Annotated in this window: 28 protein-coding genes; 10 read left to right on the top strand and 18 right to left on the bottom strand. The window is 36.0% G+C overall.

Annotation, left to right across the window (positions count from 1 at the left end; genetic code table 11):
• Nucleotides 1-28 precede the first annotated feature (28 nt).
• The 3 genes from ACQWU4_RS01940 to ACQWU4_RS01930 all read right to left on the bottom strand — a co-directional run bounded on the left by ACQWU4_RS01940 (nt 29) and on the right by ACQWU4_RS01930 (nt 2,885).
• Nucleotides 29-775: a COG4705 family protein gene (locus ACQWU4_RS01940; RefSeq protein WP_429934080.1), complete on the bottom strand. Its 747-nt coding sequence runs from the start codon at nt 773-775 to the stop codon at nt 29-31.
• Nucleotides 776-910: 135 nt separating this feature from the next.
• On the bottom strand, nt 911-2,197 hold the full coding sequence (locus tag ACQWU4_RS01935; RefSeq protein ID WP_429934079.1) for a sensor histidine kinase: 1,287 nt from the start codon (nt 2,195-2,197) through the stop codon (nt 911-913).
• A gap of 10 nt (nt 2,198-2,207) precedes the next feature.
• On the bottom strand, nt 2,208-2,885 hold the full coding sequence (locus ACQWU4_RS01930) for a response regulator transcription factor (RefSeq protein WP_429934078.1): 678 nt from the start codon (nt 2,883-2,885) through the stop codon (nt 2,208-2,210).
• A 146-nt stretch (nt 2,886-3,031) separates the two neighbouring features.
• Here ACQWU4_RS01930 and ACQWU4_RS01925 point away from each other — a divergent pair, with 146 nt between their 5' ends.
• Nucleotides 3,032-4,489, top strand: coding sequence for a tetratricopeptide repeat protein (locus tag ACQWU4_RS01925; protein WP_429934077.1), 1,458 nt, complete (start codon nt 3,032-3,034; stop codon nt 4,487-4,489).
• Nucleotides 4,490-4,595: 106 nt separating this feature from the next.
• Here the strand turns inward: ACQWU4_RS01925 and ACQWU4_RS01920 are convergent, their stop codons facing one another.
• The 4 genes from ACQWU4_RS01920 to ACQWU4_RS01905 all read right to left on the bottom strand — a co-directional run bounded on the left by ACQWU4_RS01920 (nt 4,596) and on the right by ACQWU4_RS01905 (nt 6,883).
• Nucleotides 4,596-4,940, bottom strand: coding sequence for a helix-turn-helix domain-containing protein (locus ACQWU4_RS01920; protein ID WP_429934076.1), 345 nt, complete (start codon nt 4,938-4,940; stop codon nt 4,596-4,598).
• Nucleotides 4,940-5,257, bottom strand: a complete 318-nt coding sequence (locus tag ACQWU4_RS01915) for a transposase (protein ID WP_429934075.1) — start codon at nt 5,255-5,257, stop codon at nt 4,940-4,942. Before ACQWU4_RS01915 ends, ACQWU4_RS01920 begins: the two co-directional genes overlap by 1 nt.
• Before the next feature lie 197 nt (nt 5,258-5,454).
• Complete coding sequence (locus tag ACQWU4_RS01910) at nt 5,455-6,351, bottom strand: hypothetical protein (protein ID WP_429934074.1); 897 nt, start codon at nt 6,349-6,351, stop codon at nt 5,455-5,457.
• A gap of 247 nt (nt 6,352-6,598) precedes the next feature.
• Nucleotides 6,599-6,883, bottom strand: a complete 285-nt coding sequence (locus ACQWU4_RS01905; RefSeq protein WP_429934073.1) for a bacteriocin-like protein — start codon at nt 6,881-6,883, stop codon at nt 6,599-6,601.
• A gap of 340 nt (nt 6,884-7,223) precedes the next feature.
• Here ACQWU4_RS01905 and ACQWU4_RS01900 point away from each other — a divergent pair, with 340 nt between their 5' ends.
• Both ACQWU4_RS01900 and ACQWU4_RS01895 read left to right on the top strand, forming a co-directional pair.
• Complete coding sequence (locus ACQWU4_RS01900) at nt 7,224-8,009, top strand: XRE family transcriptional regulator (RefSeq protein ID WP_429934072.1); 786 nt, start codon at nt 7,224-7,226, stop codon at nt 8,007-8,009.
• A 127-nt stretch (nt 8,010-8,136) separates the two neighbouring features.
• The gene (locus ACQWU4_RS01895; protein WP_429934071.1) at nt 8,137-8,745 is read left to right on the top strand and encodes a DNA-3-methyladenine glycosylase; all 609 of its coding nucleotides are present in this window, start codon (nt 8,137-8,139) and stop codon (nt 8,743-8,745) included.
• Between the two features lie 30 nt (nt 8,746-8,775).
• On the opposite strand, the gene ACQWU4_RS01890 is transcribed toward ACQWU4_RS01895, so the two are convergent.
• A complete protein-coding gene (locus tag ACQWU4_RS01890; protein ID WP_429934070.1) occupies nt 8,776-9,114 on the bottom strand; it encodes a MerC domain-containing protein in 339 nt (112 codons plus the stop codon).
• A gap of 88 nt (nt 9,115-9,202) precedes the next feature.
• On the opposite strand from ACQWU4_RS01890, the gene ACQWU4_RS01885 reads away from it, so the two are divergent.
• Together ACQWU4_RS01885 and ACQWU4_RS01880 are read left to right on the top strand one after the other, a co-directional pair.
• Entirely contained in the window at nt 9,203-9,592 is a 390-nt protein-coding gene (locus ACQWU4_RS01885; protein WP_429934069.1) for a Fur family transcriptional regulator, read from the top strand.
• Nucleotides 9,593-9,734: 142 nt separating this feature from the next.
• Nucleotides 9,735-10,226, top strand: coding sequence for a hypothetical protein (locus ACQWU4_RS01880; RefSeq protein WP_429934068.1), 492 nt, complete (start codon nt 9,735-9,737; stop codon nt 10,224-10,226).
• Between the two features lie 3 nt (nt 10,227-10,229).
• Here the strand turns inward: ACQWU4_RS01880 and ACQWU4_RS01875 are convergent, their stop codons facing one another.
• On the bottom strand, nt 10,230-10,694 hold the full coding sequence (locus ACQWU4_RS01875; RefSeq protein ID WP_429934067.1) for an NUDIX hydrolase: 465 nt from the start codon (nt 10,692-10,694) through the stop codon (nt 10,230-10,232).
• Between the two features lie 177 nt (nt 10,695-10,871).
• Here ACQWU4_RS01875 and ACQWU4_RS01870 point away from each other — a divergent pair, with 177 nt between their 5' ends.
• Nucleotides 10,872-11,039 (top strand): lmo0937 family membrane protein, encoded by a 168-nt coding sequence (locus ACQWU4_RS01870; RefSeq protein WP_429934066.1) that lies wholly within the window; start codon nt 10,872-10,874, stop codon nt 11,037-11,039.
• Between the two features lie 130 nt (nt 11,040-11,169).
• Here the strand turns inward: ACQWU4_RS01870 and ACQWU4_RS01865 are convergent, their stop codons facing one another.
• Both ACQWU4_RS01865 and ACQWU4_RS01860 read right to left on the bottom strand, forming a co-directional pair.
• Nucleotides 11,170-11,676, bottom strand: a complete 507-nt coding sequence (locus ACQWU4_RS01865; RefSeq protein ID WP_429934065.1) for a TlpA family protein disulfide reductase — start codon at nt 11,674-11,676, stop codon at nt 11,170-11,172.
• A 5-nt stretch (nt 11,677-11,681) separates the two neighbouring features.
• Nucleotides 11,682-12,113, bottom strand: a complete 432-nt coding sequence (locus ACQWU4_RS01860) for a rhodanese-like domain-containing protein (protein ID WP_429934064.1) — start codon at nt 12,111-12,113, stop codon at nt 11,682-11,684.
• Nucleotides 12,114-12,260: 147 nt separating this feature from the next.
• Between ACQWU4_RS01860 and ACQWU4_RS01855 the strand changes: the two genes are divergently transcribed.
• Together ACQWU4_RS01855 and ACQWU4_RS01850 are read left to right on the top strand one after the other, a co-directional pair.
• The gene (locus ACQWU4_RS01855) at nt 12,261-13,919 is read left to right on the top strand and encodes an FAD-binding dehydrogenase (RefSeq protein WP_429934063.1); all 1,659 of its coding nucleotides are present in this window, start codon (nt 12,261-12,263) and stop codon (nt 13,917-13,919) included.
• Between the two features lie 76 nt (nt 13,920-13,995).
• A complete protein-coding gene (locus tag ACQWU4_RS01850; protein ID WP_429934062.1) occupies nt 13,996-14,799 on the top strand; it encodes an SDR family oxidoreductase in 804 nt (267 codons plus the stop codon).
• Between the two features lie 78 nt (nt 14,800-14,877).
• Here ACQWU4_RS01850 and ACQWU4_RS01845 read toward each other — a convergent pair whose 3' ends face one another.
• The 7 genes from ACQWU4_RS01845 to ACQWU4_RS01815 form a co-directional block, all read right to left on the bottom strand.
• Nucleotides 14,878-15,414, bottom strand: coding sequence for a hypothetical protein (locus ACQWU4_RS01845; RefSeq protein ID WP_429934061.1), 537 nt, complete (start codon nt 15,412-15,414; stop codon nt 14,878-14,880).
• Nucleotides 15,415-15,477: 63 nt separating this feature from the next.
• Nucleotides 15,478-17,103, bottom strand: coding sequence for a DKNYY domain-containing protein (locus tag ACQWU4_RS01840; protein ID WP_429934060.1), 1,626 nt, complete (start codon nt 17,101-17,103; stop codon nt 15,478-15,480).
• A 255-nt stretch (nt 17,104-17,358) separates the two neighbouring features.
• Nucleotides 17,359-18,174: a hypothetical protein gene (locus ACQWU4_RS01835; RefSeq protein WP_429934059.1), complete on the bottom strand. Its 816-nt coding sequence runs from the start codon at nt 18,172-18,174 to the stop codon at nt 17,359-17,361.
• A 91-nt stretch (nt 18,175-18,265) separates the two neighbouring features.
• Nucleotides 18,266-19,090: a hypothetical protein gene (locus tag ACQWU4_RS01830; protein ID WP_429934058.1), complete on the bottom strand. Its 825-nt coding sequence runs from the start codon at nt 19,088-19,090 to the stop codon at nt 18,266-18,268.
• Nucleotides 19,091-19,101: 11 nt separating this feature from the next.
• Nucleotides 19,102-19,929: a hypothetical protein gene (locus ACQWU4_RS01825; protein ID WP_429934057.1), complete on the bottom strand. Its 828-nt coding sequence runs from the start codon at nt 19,927-19,929 to the stop codon at nt 19,102-19,104.
• Between the two features lie 246 nt (nt 19,930-20,175).
• Nucleotides 20,176-20,496, bottom strand: a complete 321-nt coding sequence (locus ACQWU4_RS01820; protein WP_429934056.1) for a helix-turn-helix domain-containing protein — start codon at nt 20,494-20,496, stop codon at nt 20,176-20,178.
• A 7-nt stretch (nt 20,497-20,503) separates the two neighbouring features.
• Nucleotides 20,504-20,938, bottom strand: a complete 435-nt coding sequence (locus ACQWU4_RS01815; RefSeq protein ID WP_429934055.1) for a transposase — start codon at nt 20,936-20,938, stop codon at nt 20,504-20,506.
• Between the two features lie 664 nt (nt 20,939-21,602).
• Here ACQWU4_RS01815 and ACQWU4_RS01810 point away from each other — a divergent pair.
• Both ACQWU4_RS01810 and ACQWU4_RS01805 read left to right on the top strand, forming a co-directional pair.
• Complete coding sequence (locus ACQWU4_RS01810; protein ID WP_429934054.1) at nt 21,603-23,204, top strand: AraC family transcriptional regulator; 1,602 nt, start codon at nt 21,603-21,605, stop codon at nt 23,202-23,204.
• A gap of 160 nt (nt 23,205-23,364) precedes the next feature.
• Nucleotides 23,365-25,212 (top strand): chloride channel protein, encoded by a 1,848-nt coding sequence (locus ACQWU4_RS01805; protein ID WP_429934053.1) that lies wholly within the window; start codon nt 23,365-23,367, stop codon nt 25,210-25,212.
• The last annotated feature ends 53 nt before the right edge of the window (nt 25,213-25,265 follow it).

Genomic DNA, 25,265 nt, shown 5'->3' with positions numbered 1-25,265 from the left:
GGGAATGATTTAGAAGAAATTTTGAATTCTACCGAATCCATTCTCTTTCTTTCTTTTGCTTTTGATGGGTAATAATGATCATCAGAAGCAAAAGAGCCAAGGAAACCAATGATGCATATAAAGTGCTTAGATTTAATCCTCCTTTTACAACAGGTTTGGTCAGAAAATCCCCGAAAGTGGCTCCGAATGGTCTGGTAAAAACAAAAGCAATCCAGAACAGTAAAACATGATTGATTTTTGTGAAATAGTGAAGAAAAACAACCACAAGTATTATGACGCCCGTTATAACGGCTCCGGCCAGATAACTGTACCCTAGATTATCACTCAGAAAATCTCCAAATGCGGTTCCCAGGCTATTGGAAAAAAGAATGGCAGCCCAGTAATAGATTTCTTTGGTCCTTTCAAAAACCGGATATATTTTGAGATTATTGTATTTTCTGTACCATAAAAAAAGGGTCATTAAAAGTCCGCTTACCAATATTAAACTTCCAGTCAGATAACCTGTTTTAAGGGTTCTGTCTATAAAATCAGAAATTTCCGTTCCAAGTGTTGTAGTGGCTGCAATGACCATCCAGTAAACTATTGGGATGTATTTTTTTACATTCAGCTGTATGGAAATAATAATGATGAAAAATAAGAGCGTGATTCCTATTCCAACAGTATAGCCTAGATTAAGTGTCATGGAAATGAAATCTCCCAGGGTTTCACCTAAAGTAGTTGCTGTTATTTTCATCAGCCAGAACAGGATGGTTATGTTTGCTACTTTATTCAGCATTTTCATATTTTTTCTTACAAATTTCGGAGGTAATTTTGTAGAAATTTAGAATGGCTGTAATGAGTGAAAAAAAGGTGAAAGGCTGTTCAGTAAATACTTATGAACTGTTTTAGATAAGAAATGGATTAATGGATTTTAGAAATTCACAGAAAAAATATGTTGGTTTTTTTCAAACCTGTAAGAAACTGCCCATTGATGAAATGCACATATCTCTTTGATAATAGCAAGCCCTAGGCCGCTTCCGCTACTGTCTGAAGATAACTTTGAAAATCTTTTGAACAACAGATCTGTATTTAATTTTTCTGTTCCTGAATTGGCTATTTCAAATAGTGAACTTCCCAATTTAATTGAAATTGATCCATTAGCCGGAGTATGCCGGATTGCATTCAGTATCAGATTGTTGATCAGAACCTCTGTTAAGCTTCTGTTTCCGCTTATGTTTATACCAGGCAAAATGTTTTTACTGACCGAAATATTCTTCTGCTCAAAATGTTCCTGGAATATTTCCATACTTTGATGCAGCAGCTCATCGAGTTGAATCGTTTCGGTTTTATCAAACTGGCTGTTGTCAATTTTGGCCAATAACAAGAGATTCTTATTGATTCTGGAGCTTCTCGTTAATGCCCTGTTCATTTCTTCTGCTATCTGGTATTGTTTTTCTGTCAGATTTTCATTTTGCAATAAAATATCCAGTTTGTTTTTCAGAATTGCTAAAGGGGTTTGTAATTCATGGGAAGCATTTTCCGTAAATTCTTTTTGGGTTTTAAATGCCGAAACATTATGCTCAATCAGTTTGCCTAAAGACAGGTTAAGTTCTTCAAATTCCGTAATATCTGTTTTAGCAAACTCAATTTTGGTCTGGTTGTTCAGGTTAAATGTTTTAAGCTGATCTAAGGTATTCCGGAATGGCAGCCAGATCGAAGTTGAAAGCTTTTTATTTAAAAATAGTAACCCGACGACAATAAGGATGAAGAAAAAAATAGTTATTAAAGCAATTGCAGCAACGGTTTCCTGGGATTCTTCAATATTGGTTTCTATAGTAAAAAGAAAAGGCTTTTTATTGATATAGACTACTTTTTTCAAACATCTGTAACGTTCGATTTCCGGTTGGGATACAAAGGTTTTTTGCTTGTCAACAGTAAAAAATGAGTCTTTCTTTAGATAATTATCCGGGATTTTTTCAATATCCGTTCCTGGCTGGATTTTGTTCCAGAGCGTAATACTTTTTTCTAATTCTGAATCAGAAAGTTTTAGGCTGTTAAATTCATAAGCCGTTTTTTCTGCTATCGTTGTATTGTGTTCGTCCAGTTCACCTTTCCAGATTGCATCAACTACAAAATAATATACCGGAATACTTATAGCCAGAATAATAAGGACATAAATAATAAACGGTTTTGTTGTTTTGCTTAATAATGGTTTCATAGACAGGTATTTAGTGGCTTTCCCATTTATATCCGGTTCCGTATACCGTTTTCAGGTAATGTTCGCATCCGGCATCATATAGTTTTTTCTTTAGATTTTTTACATGGGCATATACAAAATCATGATTATCCAGCATATCTGCAAAATCGCCGGAAAGATGCTCTGCCAATGTACTTTTGGAGATTACTTTGTTTTTATTTCCGATGAAATAGATAAGTAAATCAAACTCTTTCTTTGTCAGAATAATCGCTTTATTATTAATGCTTACTGATTTCGCCAGAAGATCAATCTGCAATTCATTCTGCTTTATGGTATTTGAATTATTAAACTGTTTCCTGCGGATAATGGAATAAATTCTGGCCATCAATTCGGAAAGATGGAAGGGTTTGGTAAGATAATCATCAGCCCCCAGTTGTAATCCTTTTATTTTATCATCCAAAGCATTTTTTGCAGAAATAATGATAACGCCATCCTGTTTATTCTGCTTTTTCAGTTCTTCTAAAATGGTGAGCCCGTTTCCGTCAGGAAGCATAATATCAAGCAAGATGCAGTCGTAATTAAAAGCCTGTATTTTATCCGTTGCTTCATTGAATGTTGCCGCAAACTCACAAAGATAATTTTCTCCGGAAAGATATTCGGAGATGCTTTTTGCCAGTTCTTTTTCGTCTTCAATAATCAGGATTTTCATTTAGCTAATTTATACATTCAATTTTGAAGAAATTTTGAATTCATATATAAAAGTGAATATTATCTTGAAATAGTTTTCCTTACATTAAAATTTATAACATACTACTCTGATTTAAATTATTAATTTTGGAAAAACAACGTTCCTTCATGAAAACCAGGCTGTTTATTTTCTTATTCTTTCCGCTGATTCTGTGGTCACAAAATTTTTCTAAACAAAAGATTGAGACTTTGAAAAAGCAGATCGATGCAAAAGATGCTTATGAGAAATTAGGCCAGAAAAAACTATTGTCGTTATGTGGTGAGCTGTACACTCTTTCCAAAGATGCCGGTTATAAGAGAGGAATGCTTGAGGCGCTTCTGGATTATGCACTGATATATGGAAATGGTTCAGATACCGACTCAGCTTTGAAATCAATAGCAGAGGCTCTCCCTTTAGCGGAAGAGTTAAAAAATTATGAATACTATTCTTTTCTTTTGCAGATAAAAGCCAGGGCATTGGCAGAGGCGGGAAACTTTGATGAAGCCCGGATCAGTTTTTCCAGGGCTCTTAAAGGTGTTGATCAGATAAAATACGAAGATACACTGCATTTTCGTAAAGCTCTTATATATAGTGATCTACAGGATTATGCGATACTTGCGGATGAGGCTTATCCAAATGCAGGTTATAAAGACTCCACTTTGTACTTTGCCAAAAAAAGTTACTCTGAGATACAGAAAGCACCCAATAGTTTTAAAGCTAAAAATAAGGCTCTGGGCCAGATCGTCCGGATGCTGGGGACTGCATACCATCAAAATGGCAATCACAAAGAAGCTAATGTATATTATGACCAGGCAGAGAAAATTTTAGCTGCAGAAGGTGACAAAAGATTTATAGCTGGTTTATATGCTTTCAGGGGAAACCAGGAATTTGAACAGGGAAATGACCAAAAGGCTCTGGAATACTGGAATAAAACAATGCAGCTCTCGAAAGGCAATAATTTTCCGCGGCTGCTGATAATCATTTATCCCAAAATCATAGAATATTACAAAAAGGTAAATGATTACAAAATGCAGGCTTATTACCTTGAAAAAAGTAAAAAGCTGACTGACAGCCTTACATTAATTGATCAATCGGCCTTAATAACGCAGGGGAAAATAGATAAAAAAGCAGTAACAGTACAAAAACAGAAAAGTTCATCACTTTTTTTACCGGTTCTCATTATATTGCTAATATTGTTTGCCATCATCATAATCTATTTCTACCGGAAAAAATTACAGAAAAGACAATTTTCAGCTGAGCAGCCCGATAAATATAAAGAAGACAATGCTTCGGCTGGCGATAAACTTCTGCTGCTACTGGAAATGGCAAAACGTAATGATAAGCATCTGCTTGTGGTTTTCCAGAATGCATTTCCGGAATTATACAGAAAATTGCTGGAGTTCCCCGAACTGACACCATTAGATCTCGAAATGTGTGTATATCTTAAACTGAATATCCAGACTAAGGAAATCGCCAATTATATGCGGACTTCGATAAATTCTGTAGACAGCAGAAAGTACCGTTTACGTAAAAAACTGAATATCCCTCAGGATACCAGTTTGTATATCTGGATTAATAAACTTTAAGCTTTTCAAGAATTATAAAAGCCGGAGTTAAAAAACTGCCGGCTTACTCATGTTGTGTTTTAACCTTCCTGGTTGCAGATCAACTCTGCTGTTGATCATTTGTGTTTTATGTGAAATCAGTAAGATTCTGAGAAAGTGCATACTTTTTTTTCCATTTGGCAATTGTATTTCTGCTCAGTTTAAAATGCTTGGCTACATAAGTATTGGAGTGGCCGTTTTTTTTCTGAAAAGCAAGAATTTCCAATATTGAAGATTCATCATACGAACGGTGCTTCTGATTAGATAGAAAACTGCTTTTACTTGTCGATCCGAAAATTAAGTGATTAAGTTTTATTATGTCCAGACCTGTCAGGTCAGCTTTTGATAAAATCTCCCTGCATATTTCTTTTTTTTCAGGGTATTTTAATGCAATCATATCCTGGTATATTTTTCTGTAATCCGGTGGAGTCATTATTTTTCATTCGGTTTTTTGTATTTGCTGATCCATTTATATAAAGTGGTTTTAGGTATTTTATACTCCTCTATCACCTGCTTCTTGCTTTTGGTTTCGGATTCTATAAGCTCCAGAATAAAATCAATAATTTCTTTTGTGTAGAGATTCTTTCTGAATTGAGGTAAGACTGATTTTTCTGATCGCTTTCTACCATTAACGGGATTGGGTGGCGAGTATAAAATCATATGCTGGGAATACAGCCTGAAAAAATCATATTCCAGCAGCTTGCTCCATTTTAACAGTAAGTCGGTATCTATAGATTTTTCTTCGTACATGGCAATTATTTTATTTTCATCTAAACCAAAAAAATTACAGATCCTTTGTGTGGTTATATTCATTTCCCCAACCTTTGACATTATCATGTGGCCAATGTCTATCTCTTTTAAATTCACTATTTATAATTTTAAATTTTCAAATGTTTTTTCTATACAGGAACTGAAGCTTAAAGACTGGGCTTAAGTGTTTTTTTCTCTTAATCTAATTTTTCAACAAATAATGTTACGGAAGATGGTGTTGCGGGAACTGAGCCGCTTGCCGAAATATCTGCATTTACATTAGCAGTTACTCTATACACTTCTTTTGAGTTGTGCAATACAATGTAAGCATAACCGATATCCCTATTTACCTGGGATAAATTCCAGTCGGTATTCTGGCCGCCCGGCATTCTGTACCATGTTCCTGTAACAGCGGTGTTGGTACCCCAGAATTCATTATTCGTAGCCCCAGAACCACCTTTGTGATAAAGTACCGTAATATGATTGTTTACAATGGGCTGATATTCTATAACTCCTGAGGTAGTAGGAATTGTCGCATTGAATCTTACCTTTAAATTTCCGATCGTTACTACAGAATTAACTGGTGTACTGGTATTGATAGGGCTTACTGTCACCTTGGAATACTGCAGGGATAATAGGGCCCCTCCCGGAGTTCCTATCATTGAAAAGGCCCAGGTGGTTCCTGTAGGAGAAATACCGCCGGTACTTTTTACAAATCCGGTATAACCGTGAGGTATGGATACGGTATTGCTGCCTGTTCCGGCAATGTCAATCAATTCAGATCCGTTGCCCTTTAATGTAAGGGTATTTCCGGACGCATTCCTTATCAGGTATTCTCTTCCCTGTATATTGGCGGTTCCGGTAGCCAGAACAGGTAAAGTCCAGAGTGGAGAGGTTGATCCGGTATTGGTACAGGTAATTTCATGTTGTGTGGCACCTATTGTATAATTCGTGGAATTGGTCTCCGAATAAGAGGTTGCAAAAGAACCGTTTACACTCAGTGTGCTTGTAGGCGTAGGCGTATTGATTCCTACTTGAGCGAATGAAGTGATGCTTGGAAAAAGAAGCATGAGCTTAATAATTTTACTTTTCATAACAAAGTGTTTTTTAGATTTACATTCTTGGTAGGGCAAATCTATAATTGTCATGAAAGATTCTCAAAAAATCAGCCTCTCAATACTTATTGACTTTCTGTCAAAAATCGTCAGTAATTGATATACAGTATGTTGTGATATTAATTGTAAATAATTGCCATTTACTCATTCTTGAAATAAATATTCAGTTTGAGAGCACAAAAAAACCGCTCTTTTCAGAGCGGTACACTTTTAATTTTTGTTTGGTCTAGCAAGTAGATCCGCAAGAAAGTACCTGAATATGTACTACTCCGTTTATTACGCACTGTACGTTGCATAATGTAGTGCCTACAAGGGTACCTGTAGCATTTACTGCACCACCAACTGTACTGCCTACTCCGGTAACTACACCACCAACGATAGTGCCTACGCCGCCTACTACTCCACCAACTACTCCGCCAAGTCCGCCGATAACACCACCGATGTTATCAAAGATTCCTTCACCTGAAATAGTTTTCAATTCGTTTCTGTTCAATTTTTTAAAGTTTTTCATGATATAAAATTTGTATGATTATTACATCACTAAGATAATAATAATTATAATATGTGGAATAATTTTCAATAAAAAATAATTAAAAATGTTTATTGTTTAATATTTCGTTAATATAAATGATATTTTGTAAATATGTCATTATTTGACTTATTTTTCTTATTTTAATGAAAATGAACAATTTACAAGATGTAATTATGAAATTAATTTTTCCCTGTAATTTTAACTTCCTGTAAAATTTTAAATTTTTTAAACTGTATTGATGTAATTTTTTTTGTTTGCTTTGAAGATTTTGACCTGTTTTTATTCTAAATTTGTATTTTTGTTGATATATTTTGTATCAATGTCGGTTTTTTCAAGCAATATTCGCTTTTTAAGAGATAAAAGAAATCTCTCCCAACAATTTGTAGCTAATGAACTTACCATTTCCCGTGTGCGGTATTCCAAATACGAAAATGATATATCTGAGCCTCCTATCGAACTTCTTATAAAAATCTCCAAATATTTTCATATCAGCCTGGATCTTCTGGTCTCTGTAGATATTTCCAGGTACCCTGTTGAGGATATGCTGAAGCTTCCGGACAACAGAATCGTCCTGCCTGTAGCTGTGGATGAGCTGGGAAATGATACTATTGAAATTATTCCGCAGAAAGCATCAATGGGCTATCTTGAAGGTTACAGCGATATTGGTTATATTGAAAGCCTGCAGAGAATTTCCTTGCCGTTTCTTACTAATGGAAAATACAGAGCTTTCCCGGCAGACGGAGACTCTATGCCGCCATTTAGAAACGGTTCGTATATCGTAGGAAAATATGTGGAGGGAGTTAATGACCTGAAACCGGGGAAAACTTATATTTTTATTACCTTAAATGATGGAATTACCTATAAACGCTTTAAGGAAATAAAAGGAAATACAATATGTGTAAGTGCCGATAATTCATTTTACGAGCCTTATGACATTCCGTTTGAAGAGATTGTTGAGATCTGGCAGTATGCTTCAGGAATTTTTCCGGAAGATTTTGAACCTGGTGATTATGAGAATTATAATTTTAAAGAAATGTTCAGAGAGTTGAAGCAGGATATCAAGCAGCTGGATATGAAAGTTTCCGCCCGCCGTAAATCTAAATAAAGTATATAAACCATACTGGATGGCAATACTTTTAATGCCAATCCGTGGCTGCCTGAGTTGCTATCCTTAAACTAACTGCTTTGAAAATAAAAACCAGATGTTTAAATTTGCTTAGACTTATCAATAAATGGATTTAAAACTGCCGCTTTCCTATTATCTGAATCAGGATGTTGTTTTTCTGGCTAAAGATCTTCTGGGAAAAGTACTTTTCACGGAAATTGACGGGGATATTACTGCAGGAATTATTGTAGAAACTGAAGCTTATTTCGGGGTCTTGGATAAAGCTTCCCATGCTTATGGAGGCCGGCGTACTGACCGTACTGAAACATTATACAGTAAAGGCGGTATATCATATGTCTATTTATGCTATGGAATTCATCATCTCTTTAATATTGTAAGCTCCGTTGAGGGAGAACCTCACGCAGTACTGATAAGAGCTGTTGAACCTCTGATCGGTTCCGAAATAATGGAACTCAGACGCAATATGCCGGTTTCTAAACCTGCTGTATCATCAGGACCGGGATCTGCGGCCAAAGCCTTGGGTATTGACCATTCTTTTAATAAAAAAGATCTTACTGAAAACGAAATATGGATTGAGGACCGGGGAATCAGGTATTCTCCTGAAGATATTACTGCAGGACCACGAATCGGGGTTGCTTATGCCCAGGAAGATGCATTGCTGCCATGGCGCTTCTATGTAAAAGGAAATAAATACGTCAGCAAGCCCAGATCCTGATACTCTGCTTGATTCCCAAAAGATAGGTTATTAATGTTTATGATTTTTAAAATTAAGAATGTGTCCTGTAATCAGTCCTGCTGCTCCTGCATAAATTAAAGGAATGTGGATTTCAAAGATCAAGTCTGCCAGAACAGAAATTGTGATAAGGATAATGGAAACCCAAAAAAGCAGCTTAAGCCAGCCGCTGTCCATGTTTTTTGTGACTCTATAAACCACAATGGCACCAATAATAAGGAAAGCGAGATCAATATAAGGATTATGGGATATTCCTAATGGAATAATCATTAGCAGAGGAAAAGCAATACAATGAATAAGACACAGAACCGCTGCAGAAATTCCTACTGCATCAAGAATTTTTGATTTCATAAAAGGTGGAGATTTTAATTTCTTAGTGTAACTTTGTTGCAAAAGTATAGATTAATTTTTAATTAAAGCAACTTTGTTGCATTAAAAAATGAAACAAATCAGAAATACCCAGGCTAAAACTGAAATTCTAAATATCATTAATCATTCTGATATTGCCCTTTCGCAACCGGATATTCAGAAAAAATTAGGAGACCTCTGCAATAGAGTAACAATTTACAGAGTACTTGAAAGACTCGAAAAAGAAGGTCTTATTCATAAAATTGTAAATATTGACGGGGTTGTGAATTTCGCAAAATGCAGTAAAAAATGCAGTACAGGAAATCATTTTCACAATCATATTCACTTTAACTGTAAAGAATGCCATTCAGTGACGTGCATTGAAAATGTGGTTCCAGATATCAGTCTGCCTCCGGACTTTATAGCACAAGAGTATAATTTTATAGTGAGCGGAATTTGTCCCGGATGCTCAAAAGGATAGAAATTATAAAATATCCGCAGATGCCTGTTGATTTTCATGACGTTTTAAAACGCCAGAATCATTTCCTTTATCCAAAGCAGATTAATGTTTGGTAAAGCAAATAAAAGTACTATTTTTATTTTCAGAAAAGAAAACACCAATTATGCCGACTGAAGCTTCTCACAAGCTGATTCCGATGACAGATTTTGTTATTGAGTACTACTCTAACGAAGGATATGCCGATCTCCAGACTTTGCGTCTGATGAAAAATTATGCTAATTTTCTAAGACGGTCTTTAACACTTGGTATGTTTGTTCCCGTAGATCCAAAAGGAAATGTGCTGAAAGAACCAAAAAATTATACCTCCTGGAAATCGCTGGATCACAATGCGGTAAAAAGAAATGATGCTGCCGGATTTGAAGAATATCTCGAATATCAGAATGCGGAGCGCAACTGCCTGTTTGAAGGTTTTGTAATTGCTTACAACGGGTATTCTGTGGTAAGGATTGAAGCATCCTACAACCCTGAAATCGAATTGTCTTTTAATAAAAATGATTTGATACCGACCACTTTTTCGGATATTGAAGCACTTACTGCTTTTGATGATATCTATCTGACCGTTAATGCTTTAAAGTCTATAGGAATCAAACGGTAAAATTTATTCCGTTTCATTCAATATTTTTTCCAGTTCTGTGATAAATGCAGCCTGTGCAGAATTGATTCTCTTTTGAGCCTCCTTCGATTCAAACCATTCCCATTGGTCTATTTCAGGAATTTCAATCATTTTGGATGATCCTGGCGGCCATTCCATCTGTAATGTATTGCTGTAGAGTTCCGATGTTTGAAGATCACCCTCTAAAGCCCATCCATAAACAGTTTTACCACTTTTCTGTTTAACGGGCTGTAAAGCAATGAACTTCCCCTGTACAGTTTGCCCTGTTTCCTCTTTAAATTCAATCAGAGCCCGTTCAAAGGGATCTTCATCAGGCATGATCTCCCCTTTTGGAACAGACCATGCACCCGCATCTTTGTTTTTCCAAAAAGGACCGCCTGGATGAACCAGAAAATAATACAAATGATTTTCCTCTCTTTTAAACAGTAAAATTCCGGCACTTGTTTTCATAGTTTTAAGGTAGTGTATTTTAAAAAATAAACAATAATTAAAATACCAGGATTGTCTTATTTTATTTATAACATAAAAATATTATAGATACCACATTTTGAATACTATTGATTATTTTCTTCATAAAGGCATGGAATATGCATTAAATCAAGTGAATAACATTAAAAATTTAAAGTCATGAGAAATTTATTATGGTTAGTAGCCGTTATTTGTATCGTTGTCTGGCTTCTGGGAATGTTAAATGTTGTACCGGGTATCAGTACCGGTTATTTGGTACATATTCTTTTGGTAATTGCCATTATTGTAGTCCTTTATAATATTATTTCCGGTAAAAAGCCCCTCTGATGGTAAATGAAATTTTATTGAGTATGAAAATAAAAACAGGTCGGAAAAATCCTTTCCGACCTGTTTTTTTATATTAAGCTTGTTAACCATTAAGACATAATAAATGATTTAAACAAATAGATTGATAAACTTATCTTGAAGCAAAATATTTGGTAATGAAATTGCCAAGATCTTTGCCATGGAGGTTTTTGGCGATGATTTTGCCCTTTTCATCTATAATTACATTAAAAGGAAGTTCTTCAATTTCATAGCTTTTAGCCATAGGACTTTTCCAGAATTTCAGATCACTTACCTGTATCCAGCTGATCTCAAAACGGGTAATGGCTTTCTGCCAGCTTTCCTTATTTTTATCTAAAGACACCCCTAAAATTTCAAATTCCTGATTTTTTACTTTATCCGAAAACTTATCATATAATACTTTCAGTTCCGGCTGTTCTTCCACGCAGGGAGCGCACCATGTAGCCCAGAAATCGATTAGTACAACTTTACCCTTTAATGATGAAAGAATAAATGGGCTGTCATCAGTTTTTGAAAGGTTAATTTCAGGAGCCTGCTGTCCCACCTCTATTTTAGCCTGTTGAGCAGAGGTATAACCCATCAGAACGAATGCGGAAAAGATTGTTATAAGAGCTTTCATATTAATCATTTGTAGGATAATCTTTGTCCAGCCAGTCCACTTTGATATTTTTTTGGAAGATTCAAAAGTTTTGCCTTTTTAAAACCCATTTCCTGAAGAAGCCTGAAGGCAGGACGAATGTTCGGACATTTGACGAAAGGACAGCATCCGCAGTAGATTACCACTTCTTTTCCTTTAGGAACGTTTTTGAGATAGTTTCTTAATTTTTCAAGATTTTCCGGTTCATGTGTCGGACCTATATCTACAGAACCTTTGATTATGGCTTCAGGACCTACGGAAATAATCACCACATCTTTTGCTTTGTTTTTTGTAATCATTGATGCTAAAAGTGCAGGATCCATCAGCTGGCTATCATTCCATGGATCTTTTGTCTGCTGGGCAGAAAGCTGGCTGAATGCTGAACAGATCAGAAAAGCCACCATAAACAGATATTTCATTCTTCTTTTTTAACAAAGATATGAATTTAGCCATGAGCCTTATGCAGTCCACGGTTTCTTCTGAAATAATTTAAACGGTATAAGCCTAAATATTTTATATATTTATTGTAAGATATATATAGGTACAAACAAAAGCAAATCAATACAATGGAAGAAAAATTCCAGCCTGATGTTATTATTGTGGGAACAGGACTGGCGGGGCTGACTGCTGCCATGGAAATTACCAATGCCGGAAAAAAAGTACTTCTTCTGGACCAGGAAACTGAGCAGAATATTGGAGGGCAGGCATTCTGGTCATTTGGTGGTCTCTTCCTGATCAATTCACCCCAGCAGCGGAGAATGGGAATTAAAGATTCTTATGAGCTTGCTCTTCAGGACTGGAAAGGTACAGCAGGTTTTGACCGTGAAGAAGACTACTGGCCCAGAAAATGGGCGGAGGCCTATCTGAAATTCGCTGCCTATGAAAAATATGCTTATGTTTCTAAGCTGGGGATCAAATTTATGTTTATGGTAGGCTGGGCAGAACGCGGAGACGGATCCGCAACGGGCCACGGAAATTCTGTACCTCGTTTTCACGTAAGCTGGGGAACCGGAACCGGTGTTGTGAAACCTTTTGTAGATAAAGCATATGAGGCTAAAAAGAAAGGCCTTTTACAGATGAAATTCAGGCACAGGGTAACTGAACTGATTACAGAAAATGGTAAAATCAAAGGAGTTAGAGGTGATATTCTTGAGAATGATACTAAAGAAAGAGGTGCTGCCACAAACAGAAATGTGGTTTCACAGTTTGAATATCATACCTCTCATGTAATTATTGCGTCCGGAGGTATAGGAGCAAACCATGAGCTGGTACGGAAGAACTGGCCGGAGAGATTAGGAAAAGCTCCGGAAAATATGGTCTGCGGTGTACCTGCCTATGTAGACGGAAAAATGATCGGGATTGCAGAGAATTCAGGAGCACATATCATCAATCCTGACAGAATGTGGCACTATACAGAAGGAATACAAAACTGGAATCCGATATGGCCGAAACACGGTATCAGAATATTGCCCGGCCCGTCTTCCTTATGGTTTGATGCAAAAGGCAACCGTCTCCCCGCCCCTTTTCTACCGGGATTTGACACTTTGGGAACGTTAAAACATATACAGGAGACAGGTTTTTCTTACTCATGGTTTATCCTCACCCAGAAAATTATAAAAAAAGAATTTGCCCTTTCCGGATCTGAACAGAATCCTGATATTACCAATAAGGATTATGCTCTTTTCCTAAGCAGAATTTTTGGAAAAAAAGCACCTGGCCCTGTAGAAGCTTTTAAAGAACATGGTAAAGATTTTATTGTTTCAGATAATTTGAAAGATCTGGTACAAGGAATGAATGAATTATCAGGAACCGATCTTTTAAACTATGAAAAAATTAAAGAGCAGATCGAAGCCAGAGACCGGGAGCTGGACAATAAATATTCAAAAGATGCACAGGTCAATTATATTCGGAATACAAGAAATTATTTAGGAGATAAATTGGGTCGGGTTGCAGCACCGCATAAAATATTAGATCCTAAAAATGGTCCTCTGATTGCTGTACGGCTTAATATCCTTACCCGGAAAACGTTAGGAGGTATTAAAACCAATCTTGACGGCCAGGTTTTAAGAGATGATGATACTGTAATTGATGGACTTTACGCTGCAGGAGAAGCTGCAGGCTTTGGCGGCGGCGGAATGCATGGCTACCGTGCACTGGAAGGAACATTTCTCGGTGGATGCATATTTTCAGGAATGAAAGCGGGGAAATACATTGCAGGGCTTTAAAAGGCAGTAATGTATTTTCCTTCAAAAATGAATAGGAATTGTAATAATTGGGGATTGAAATATTAAACAAGACAAAGTGAGAAATTATTTTAATGATAAAGTGATTTGGATTACTGGAGCTTCTTCAGGAATTGGGGAGGCTTTGGTGAATGAACTGGCAGTGAAAAGCACTGCAAAAATTATTCTTTCGTCAAGAAATGCAGATCAGCTGAATACCGTAGCTCAAAAAGCGGGACTGGATGCAAGCCGTTTTGCCGTACTGCCTTTAGATCTGGAAGAGTATAAAAAGATGCCGGATATTGTAGCAGAAGCTATGGGAAAATTTGGAAAAATTGATATTCTGATCAATAATGCCGGACTTTCCCAGCGTTCTCTCGCTATGGAAACTGATATAGAAGTTGATAAACGTATAATGGATGTTGATTTCATCGGAACTGTAGCTCTTACAAAATCTGTACTGCCCTATATGATAAGGAACGGTGGCGGCCATATTGCTGTAGTATCCAGTATGATGGGGATTTTCGGGGCTCCTATGAGAAGCAGTTATGCTGCTGCAAAACATGCCCTCCACGGATTTTTTGATACTCTGCGTGCAGAATTGTATACTAAAAAAATTATAGTAACCATCATCTGTCCCGGATTTGTACAGACCAATATTTCTATTAATGCAGTTACCGGAAACGGTTCTTTACAGGGAACAATGGATAATGCAACCCAAAAAGGAATGCCTGCCGATGTTTTTGCGGGAAAAATGCTTTCCGCGATCGGGAAAAAGAGAAATCAGGCTTCTATAGGAGGTCAGGAAGTTATGGGTGCTTATCTTAAAAGATTCTTTCCCGGTCTTTTGGCCAAGATTGTCCGTAAGGCAAAAGTAGTATGATTATTTACTATAAAATTTGCCATACTGAAAGGTTGGACATACTTATGAAAAATCAAAAACACAGGTAATCCGGGGTTATTATTTTAAGTTATTTTCAGATTCAAACTGTTTCTGTGCGGAAAAGCGCTGTTCATCAGCTTTATAAACTTTCTGATACAGTTTTTGTTTTTCAAGAGCAAGCTCATATCTCTTATCCAGTGATATACGTATTTTTTGTTCATCTTTTTCTTCTTTCGTCTGCTTTTCCTGTTCAATTTCCTTTCTTGAGAAGATGTAAAGATCTTTAAGTGCTGTATAATAATTAATTTCAGCCTGCTGAATCTCTTGCCCTTTTGAAATACCGGCAGTATTTACTTTTTCTATGTCTTTAATAATATTGTTAAATTCAATTTCCTCTTTATCAATAATATTTAGAGCCTTAGGATAATCATAAGCAATCAGATAGTTCAGTTTGGCAGATTCTAAGCCTTTTTCGCTAAGCAGCATATCAGTTGCCTGTGATTCTTTCTTAGCAAGAACCTCTTTAAAATCAGCGGCCTTTTTGTCGGTACATGCATAAACAAGCATAAATGCCGAAGCTGTAAGTAAACTTTTGATAAATGTTTTATATTTCATAAGAATAAATTTTGATGGTAGTTAAATTTATGAAATAAATTATTGTTTTTCAGATTTACCTCTTTATTTACTTTTATGATCTAAGAAATCATTAATATCAACAGGAAGCGTTTTTCCAATATTCCGGATACTTTCAGATGTTACTATCCAAAACCCGTCCGAGTTTTTAAAAAGATATCTTGTTGGTCCCCCGCCACAGTCGCCGGGTTCACCCTCGAGAATGGCCACCATATCCAAATCTTTATTGTTAAGTAGCCTGTAGTTTAAATTATACAGATAATCCTTATCAATCAGAAATCCCCATTGTCCTCTGGCAGTCATTACATCTATACCTTTAATGGAAAATAATCCTTTCTCTCTTGAATATGTATAAATATTATTTTTATCCTTATAGATATTAAAAAGTCCATTTAGCCTCTCAAAAGTATTTATATCCGCCTGTGTTTCTTTTCCATTCCAATATATTTTATCATCTGTTTTATAAAGTAAATAGTCATAAGAAGTTGTTAAGGAGGTTTTTCCATCAATATTTACTAAATCATGTTTACCCTTATTAATCATGGCAATTACTTCTTGTGGAATGTTTTTATAATAAATACCTTGGATAAAATCATAAACCTGGTTGTCCAATACAAAATAACGCCCCACAATATTATAATTCTTTTTCCTTAGCATTTCTATTTCTTCAGCCGATACTTTTTTAACAGTAAGTGAATCTGCTCTGGAATTCCATACTTTCAATGAAATACCACCATTATCATAAAAAAAACTGGCACTTGGAAGTATGCCGAAATCTTCTTTTTTTACATTTTCCTGTTCTTTATTTCCAAGAAATATTTTTTTTCCGTCTGTTATATAGGATGCATTTGGAATTTCCCATATTTTAACTTGATTGAAATCTGCTTTATCAATGGGAAGAGCCTGGTTATGATAATAAATATGATTCTTATCTTTAGCATAATTGTCAGATAATCTCTCCAAACTTTCGGCATCAATTTCGGGATACACTTTCTTATCCCAGTTGTAAAAAACTTCTTTGGCAGTTTTATGCAGATATGCGTTCACGTATTGAACTGGAAGATTATTAAAGGTTAATCTTTTGCCCTTATAATAGTAATATCCGTCACTGAAACACTCGGAATCGACCCCAAATGCTTTTTTTACATCTGCTCCTAAAACTACCTTATCAAAATAATAAACATATTTTTCATCCTTAAAATATCCGTGAAATGCATCACCTCGTTTTGTTTTCAATCTTTCAAAACTATGCGGATTGATGCCTTTCAACTGTGTTGTATTCAGAAAAACTCCCTTTTTATTTTTCCACAGCCACTTATTTTCCATTGTTTTACCGAATGGAACAAAACCAATAGTGTCAGTTTTAATAAAATCACCGTTTACAAAAATTCCGTTTTTATCAAATGCAAACACATCATCTCTATTATAACTACCATTTAGTCTGAAGGTACTTAAGTCTGCCTTTATGATCTTTCGTGTATTCTTATCTTTCTGAAAAATAATATTGGATTTATTAACAATATAAACAGGCGATTGCAGAACTTTCAACAAGGGAAATGATAACAAAGAATCATTTCTGAAATTTTCAACCAATAGAATATTTGTGTCCTGCCCATAAAATAATGAACATCCGAAAATAAATAATGAAATTAAAAAATGTTTACTTTTCATCTGTGTTTTTATTCAGTGATGGGAACAACTCGTATATCAGTTAATTTTTTTCTATTTCTAAATAAAGAATAGTATAAGTGATAAAAATAATAAAAATCAAATATAAACAGCTTAATAACTGTACTATATCTAAATAGGAACAAAGTTTTTAATCAAAAACCTGAGTGATCTGCAAAATCAGCGGGAAGTAAAAATAAAATAACCTCCCAAATGAGAGGCTATTTTTATTATAATCTTTAAATATAAGAAATGGTTCTATTGTTCAACAATGGTAAGAACATTATAACCACCTGTATTAAGAAGAGGACGTTTATCCGGGTCCCACGCTACATTGATCCATACAAAAGGTCTCAGCTTATCGCCTGCATTCAGATACAAACTTGCAGTACATGCTGATCCTACTATTACCGCATTGGGTGCAACTCCTGTATCCTGAGGATAACCATTGTTGGTTTTTATTCTCTGTATAACCGAATTTGCGGAATTTCGTACCTCCCAGATCGCTTCCGTCTGGTTTTGTCCGAAACTTGTATTAACCTGATTTGATGCAAGCGCGAAGGTGAAAGTGGCAAAATATACACCTGCTCTTGGAGCAATGAATTCTCCTGTAGCAGGATCAAAATTGGTTCTGGGCTGCCCTGAATCCGAATCCAGTTTTTCCGTCCATGAAGTAAGATAAGTAGAAGATCTTCCGGGAATTCCATCTGTATAATTTCCTACAGGCCACAATCCTGGTTCAAAAACAGTAGAATTATTATCCGTTTTTTCAGCCATTACTACAATTCTCGGTTTTCCGTATGGAAGAATGGGAACCCATACCGTTCCGTCAGAATATTCTATATAACCCTGTACTCCGATAGCCGGATTTGGGTTATAACGCATAGCTCCGGCTCCGGCTTCAGCAGCGGTTTGATTGGTCATTCCTATAGCCATGGATCCGTTGGCTCCATTTCTAAGGTCAATTGCCATTTTGGGAGCTGCTACTCCTACTCCTATCTTTCCGGTTTTATCGATAATTACTTTTTCAGTTGAATTGATTTCAACAGCATTTGTAGAACTAGGATTATTCATACCAATGCCTATTTGAGCTGATATTAAGTTTGGGAATATTCCGAGGCTCAGTATCAATAAATATTTTTTATTTAATTTCATCTTTGTTAATTTATAGTTCGTAAATACTGATAATGTTATTAGTTCCGCTGTTTGCTGTATTTATAGTTCTGCTGCCGCCGAAATTGTGATATACCTTAAACTGAATCGTATTACCTGCCGATAAATTAAAAATAGCTGTACAGTTACCACCTACAATATTGTTGACAGTAGAAACATCCCAGGCAGGATATGAATTTACACTTCTGTACGTCTGGATATTGTTGGCAGAAGCATTACTCTCAATAATGGTTTCTATTCTTGAATTCTGGGCAATATTTCCATCCGCCAAAGTAACATTGAATGAAACTATATAAAATCCGTTTCTGGGTGCAGTGAATGTAGTCCCATTGAAATTAGATTGGGAATCTGTAACTACAGTCCACCCGCTTACCACGGTCGTTGCATTGTTTGGGAAAGTAATTGTTGTGCCTTTATTAGCCAGTACCAATGCTTTGGGAGGCAGTGTCATTGGAAGATTATGCCATGATGCACCATCAGAATACTGAATGATATTCCCGGTACTGTATCGGATAGCTCCCCCTCCTGCAGCTGCAGCGGTCTGTGTACTTGTTCCCAGTCCGATAATACCTTTTTGATCGGCAGAACGTACATCTACTTTTGTTTTGGGATCTATAAGCCCCACTCCCAGTTTACCGTCAGAAGTAACTACTACATCATTTAATATCTGATTGGCAGCAGGCGGTACAGTGGTGTTATCTTTTGCTCCGTCTATATGAAAAGTCTGCATTGGGTCTTTGGTAAAAACACCTGTTTGAGCCTGTACAGAGAATGACAGGAAAAGGACCAGTAATTTATATAAATTTTTAATTTTCATTTTTTGCGTTTTTAATTTTCAATAATAGTCAGATTGTTAAAGCCTGCGTCTGGATGAGTCCAGTCTGCATTTGCTCTTAATGCTCTGGCTCCGGAGCCCGTAATATTTTGGTTAAGTTGTGGACGAACGGTCTGACCGGCATTTAAGCTTACTGTAATTGTAGCCGAACCTCCTACCTGGGCATCTTCGTTGGCCCGGGCAAATGCTTTATAAGAACGTGCCAGAATAGAGTTGGTAGTGGGACTGTAAAACTGGCTGATAACCTCAGAAGAATTGGCTACTGAACCTGAAACAAAATTATACGTCATCAGAAACGTGTAAACCCCTGTTCTGGGTGCGGTAAAAATTCCTGTGACAGGGTCAAAGCTGTCTGATAGATCCCTTACCTCGTCCCATCCTGTGATATTAACATCAGAATTGTACGCAACAGAGAATGCACTCGTAAGTCTTGCAACGACTACGGCTTTCGTAGGCAGGATAATCGCTGCTTCCCAGACACTTCCGTCAGATACCTGGAATTTTGCCTGAGTCGGTTCATACCTTACGGCACCTGCTCCGGCTACATTAGCAGCCATATTGGTGGAACCGAGGCCTACAGCATTCTGCAGTCCGGCAGACCGCATATCAAGCTTTACAGTTGGATTTGAAACGCCAGCGCCTATGAAACCGGAACTGGTGATGATCAGGTCATTGCTGATTTGTGTGGGAGTAGCTGAAGTGGCATTATCTTTTGCTCCATCTATGTGCAATGCTCCCATAGGAGTTTTAGTATTGATTCCTATTTGTGCATTAACAAAGGATGAAGCCACAAAAGCTAAGGATAGCAATTTTTTTTTCATTGAATTGTGTTTTTAATGTTCGGCTTTTAATAAACCTTCTGGAATTAGGGTGCTATTAACAAATTTGATTCCAAAATGCAAAATTAAAATATTCTTTTTTAAATTGAAAAATTAAATGTTATCTGTTGAATACAAAAATTAACAAATCCTTTCAGAACAGAAAATATGAGGTGTAATATTTTCAGAAAAAAACACACTGGTTTAAATTCTTAATTCAATGATATGTAGTGATTTATACTTATTTATTTAACTGAATTTTTTCTTCCATTTTGCAATGGTATTCCTGCTTAATTTAAAATGCTGGGCCACTTGGGTATTGTTATATCCGGTTTTCTTTTGATAGTCCAATATTTCATAAATAGATTGCTCATCAAAACAGCGGTGCTTCTGATTAAAAATAAAGGTGCTTTTATCTTCCCTGTTCGTCAGAATATTGCTGCATGCAATCACATCAAGAATAGAGAAATCCTTTTTGGAGAGTATCATTTTCAATGCTTCTTTTTTTTCAGGATATCTTTCATTAACGAGGTCTGTGTAGATTCTTTTGTAATCAGGAATGTTTTTCATTGTATTTTTATTTTTCTATCAGGTTATATTTATGCAGCCATTTATAGAGCGTGCTTTTGGGAATTTTATATTCGGAAATAACACTCGATTTTGTCATCTCCCCTTTTCTGATTTTGTCAAGAACGAATTCGATAATTTCTTTGGTGTAAAGATTTTTACGGAATACCGGCAAAGAATCCGGTATTTTCTTCTTTTCAATATAATTCATAGAGGATTGTGGCGAATATAAAATCAAATGCTGTGAATAAAGCCTGAAGAAATCATATTGCAGGAGTTTGGACCAACGCAGCAGCACTTCTGTATCAAAAGCAGAAGATTTGTACATTTTTAGTATATCTTCTTCTTTGCAGTTTAGAAATTTACATATCCGGGACATTTCTATACCGCTTTTAGCCACCTTTTCTTTTATCATTGACCCAATGTTCAGATGTTTTAGATCCATATGTTTTTTTTTATCTGTGTTTTTTAAGGATTAAAGAATAATTTTTATAATTGAAAATGAAAAGAGGGACCAATAAAGGAAAAGCAATAGGACAAAATTCCTAATTGAGGAGATTAGAAATCCTGACGGGATTATTGCTTTTCATACCTGTGTTCTAGAATTTTATAAGCCTGATTTCTGTTTTATAATACAAACATTTGAGATTCTGGTACAACATTAAAGGTTTGTTATGGGATATGAAAATATATGATGTTGTAAATTCTGAATCCTTCACTACGATCCGGGATTGTTGGGTGGCATCCTCACATCTGTATGTTAAAAGATAGTTTTCTGTACGTATATCAGAAGAGGCTTAAGAAATTTTCTATTTAATCATTCATACTGTTTTTTGGTCCCTCAGTTTTTAAGGGAGTGCAATATTAAGTCTTTGATCAGGCATTGAAAAGCATAAACTGAAATGATTTCTGAAAAAGAAACAGGTGTTTTGAGGCTGTTTTCAGTAGGACGGCAATAATCCGGATTTGAAATGTTGATTTGAGTTTAAATTATTCAAGTTCAATTAATTGAAAAAATTAATTAATAATATAAATTCGGAAAAACTAACACTATTATTGGGTAATAATTATTAATATTGTACTTAATTTGCTCTTCCAAAAAACACACAATGAAAACTACCGTCTTACTCCTGTTCCTAGTAATTTCCGGCTTTTTTCATGCTCAGCTTAATTCCGGATCCCTCACAAATTCACAAATAGATTCCGAAATTATCAGGGCAGAAGAATTGTCCAAAAGCAATCCTGTAAAATCAATAGAACTTTTGAATGAGATCTATCTCGTTTCTAAAAAGACCGACTACAAAAAAGGAATTCTGGGAAGCAGTACCAGCCTGATGGCTAAGTATTATGATGTAGGAAATCATAAAAAAGTAATTGAGTTAAGTACTGAAGCTGAAAAACTTGCTCTGGAAGCAAAAGATGATGCAAAACTGGCTAATGTTTACAGGCTGAGAGCTTCATCCTATACAGAATTGGGCTTTAACAGTGAGAGTATTATAGAATTTAGAAAGTCTTTAAAAATAGCTGAAAAAGTTTCTCCTGAAGACAGGAAAAACTATCTGAAAGCTTTGATATATACAGGTATAGGCCTATATTTGGCTCATGTGAATGCGCCGCTGGATTCCGTAATAAGCTATCAGAAAAAATGTCTGGAAAGTGCAGTGCTTATTGGGGACCGAGAAGATTTTATGGCAAAAAAATATCACCTTCTCGCTCTGTCTTATATGAATTTAGGGATGACAAGTGTTGCCTCCAACCGGATCAGTGATGCAGAGAATTATTTTGGAAAAGCATTAAAAATCGCTCAAAATAAACGCTATAAAGTTTCTAATAATCTGGAGGTTACTATTCTTAATGAATATGCCTGGTTGAACTATGATCAGAAAAAATATAATCAGGCGATAGATTATGCAGAAAAGGCAGAACAGCTGGAAAGGCAGGTAAGTATACCTTATATCCGGAGGGATATTTATGAAGTAAGTTTCAAATCATATGTAGAACTTGGAAAAAAAGAAGCTTCAAAAAAATATATGAACTTTTATACAAAACTGAATGACAGTCTCGTTAACGAAGAAAAGAAAACAATAAGTACTCCTGTAAAAAAAATGATGGATGAGCAGGGAGAGGCTCATACCGGAAGTATTCAGAAAATTCTGCTATTTACTCTTGTTTTTGTGTTATTTCTTATAGCAGCCGGCATATTTTTATGGAAAAGAAATCAGAAAAAACTTCATGAAAGCTATGAAGCGGTTATTAATAACCTCAAAAAAACGGATCATGATACTCCTGTACAAAATATCCGGTTGGAAATACCCTCTGAGAAAAGCATTAATATTACAGACGATACAGTTAAAATGATCCTGGCCAAGCTTGAAAAATTTGAAAAATCGCAGAAATTTATCAAAAAGGACCTGAGTCTTACTTCCCTCGCCAATGATCTGAATACGAATACCAGGTATCTTTCAGAGATCATCAAGCAGTATAAGGAAAATAACTACAATAATTACATCAACGGTCTGCGGATCAATTATATTACCAATAAACTTTATGAAAACCCTATTTACAGGGAATATAAAATCAGTTATCTGGCTGAAGCCTGCGGGTTTTCGTCAAGGGAGGTCTTTGCTGTAATTTTCAAGAAAGAAACCGGAGTAAGTCCCTCCTATTTCATTAACAATCTGAAAAAAGACAGCCTGGAATCAGCATCTTAAAATAAGATGAAAAATTTATAACAAAATTTACAGTATTTCAAATTGCTTACCTTCAGTATATTATGGAAGCATTTGATTGTTTTGAGGTATCTTGGGTCTACATCTTTATAAAGATATTTCATAAATTTACGAAACCATTACGGTTTTAAATTGGTTCCCGGTGAAAATTCACAATAAAAAAAAGTATTTAAGCTTTCTAAAATTTAAAAGAGACTTTCAGGAATATGGACTGGAAAAAGCCCGAAGCTATGAACTTATTCTTCACTGGCTGAATAACAGGCTCAGCAGAAACCAGTTTCTGGTACTCTCGGGAATTCTTGTGGGCTGTACTGCGGGTCTTGCCGGAGTGATCCTGAAAACACTTGTGCATACAATTCATAATTTTATTACGCATAAAGTTCATTTTGAGTATCAGATCTTATTTTATGTTGTTTTTCCTTTTCTGGGAATTGTACTTACCACGGCTATTGTTCTTACTTTATTTAAAGGTCAGGACAGAAAAGGAATTGGTGCTATTCTTTATGAAATTGCCCAGAATTCGAGTATTGTAGCTTCCGTAAAAATGTATTCACAGATTATTCAGAGTGCTGTGACGGTTGGTCTGGGAGGTTCCGCCGGGCTGGAAAGTCCTATAGCGGTTACCGGTGCTGCCATTGGATCCAATTATGCCCAAACCTACAGGCTCAGTTATAAAGAAAGGACTCTCCTTTTGGCTGCAGGAGCTACTGCGGGGATTGCTTCGGCTTTTAATGCCCCGATTGCCGGAATTATGTTTGCTTTTGAAATTCTTTTAACCGGTGTGGTTTTTACAGATTTTATTCCTTTGGTTGTGGCAGCTGTCTGCGGAAGTCTTTTGTCAAGGATTCTGCTTCAGGAAGATGTTCTTTTCAGATTTTATACCAGAGAGCCCTTTAACTATAAAAATGTTCCCTACTATCTTATTCTGGGGATTGTAACCGGTCTGTATGCCCATTATTTTGTTGTTATTTCTCAAAAAGTCGAACATTTTATCAAAGGTCTTAAACTTTCGAGGATGCGTAAAGCTATGTTCGGAGGTTTGGTATTGTCACTTTTATGTGTTCTTTTTCCGCCATTATTTGGGGAAGGATATGATACGGTGAAGGCTTTTACCAATGGAAATACCTATTCCATCATCCAAAACAGCTTTTTCAGGTATTTTGAGATCGGAGACTGGACAATTATTATATTTCTTGTTCTGGTGTGCCTTTTAAAAGCTTTTGCGACTTCTTTTACAATATTCAGCGGTGGTAACGGAGGTAATTTCGCTCCTTCACTTTTTGCAGGAGGTACGGTAGGATATTTATTTGCAATTATTTGCCAGCATATAGGATTTACAGAGGTTCCGGTAACCAATCTTGTTCTGGTGGGAATGGCCGGAGCGATGAGCGGTGTACTCTATGCTCCTCTTACAGCCATATTTCTGATAGCCGAATCCAGTTTCGGATACGATCTTTTTATTCCTCTGATGATTGTGTCCATTACCTCCTATCTTATTGCAAAGTGGTTCTCCCCGATTTCTCCCGAATTGAAATCTTTGGCTGATGAAGGAAAAATACTGACCAGTAAACATGATACCAATCTCCTGTTTGCTTTAAGAACTGAAGACTTTATAGATCAGTATTCAGAGACGATCAATGAAAATGCTTCAGTCGCAGAATTGTTTGAACAGGTGAAAAACGGCAATAAAAACATCTTTGCAGCAACAGATGAAGCCGGAAAACTGAAAGGAATTCTTACACTGGATGATATCCGTCCGTACCTTTTTAATGAAGAAACAGACCGTTCGATGAAAGTTGCCCAAATTATGAAAGCTCCGCCTGCAATAATTCACAGAGAAAACAAGCCGCTGGAAATTCTCCAGATTTTTGACGACAGCGGTGTCTGGAATCTTCCGGTAACCAGTGAAAATAATGATTTTATCGGATTCATATCAAAATCTTCCATCCTGATGAGCTACCGACAGCTTTTAAAAGAATATTCCAATTAATTCTTTAATCACAAAAAGGCTCAATTTTTTTAGAATTTACAGTATATTATATT

Source organism: Chryseobacterium sp. MIQD13 (assembly GCF_050496705.1).
Classification (GTDB): Bacteria; Bacteroidota; Bacteroidia; order Flavobacteriales; family Weeksellaceae; genus Chryseobacterium.
Note: the sequence above shows the minus strand (reverse complement) of the source record. Positions and strands in the feature narration are given on the sequence as shown.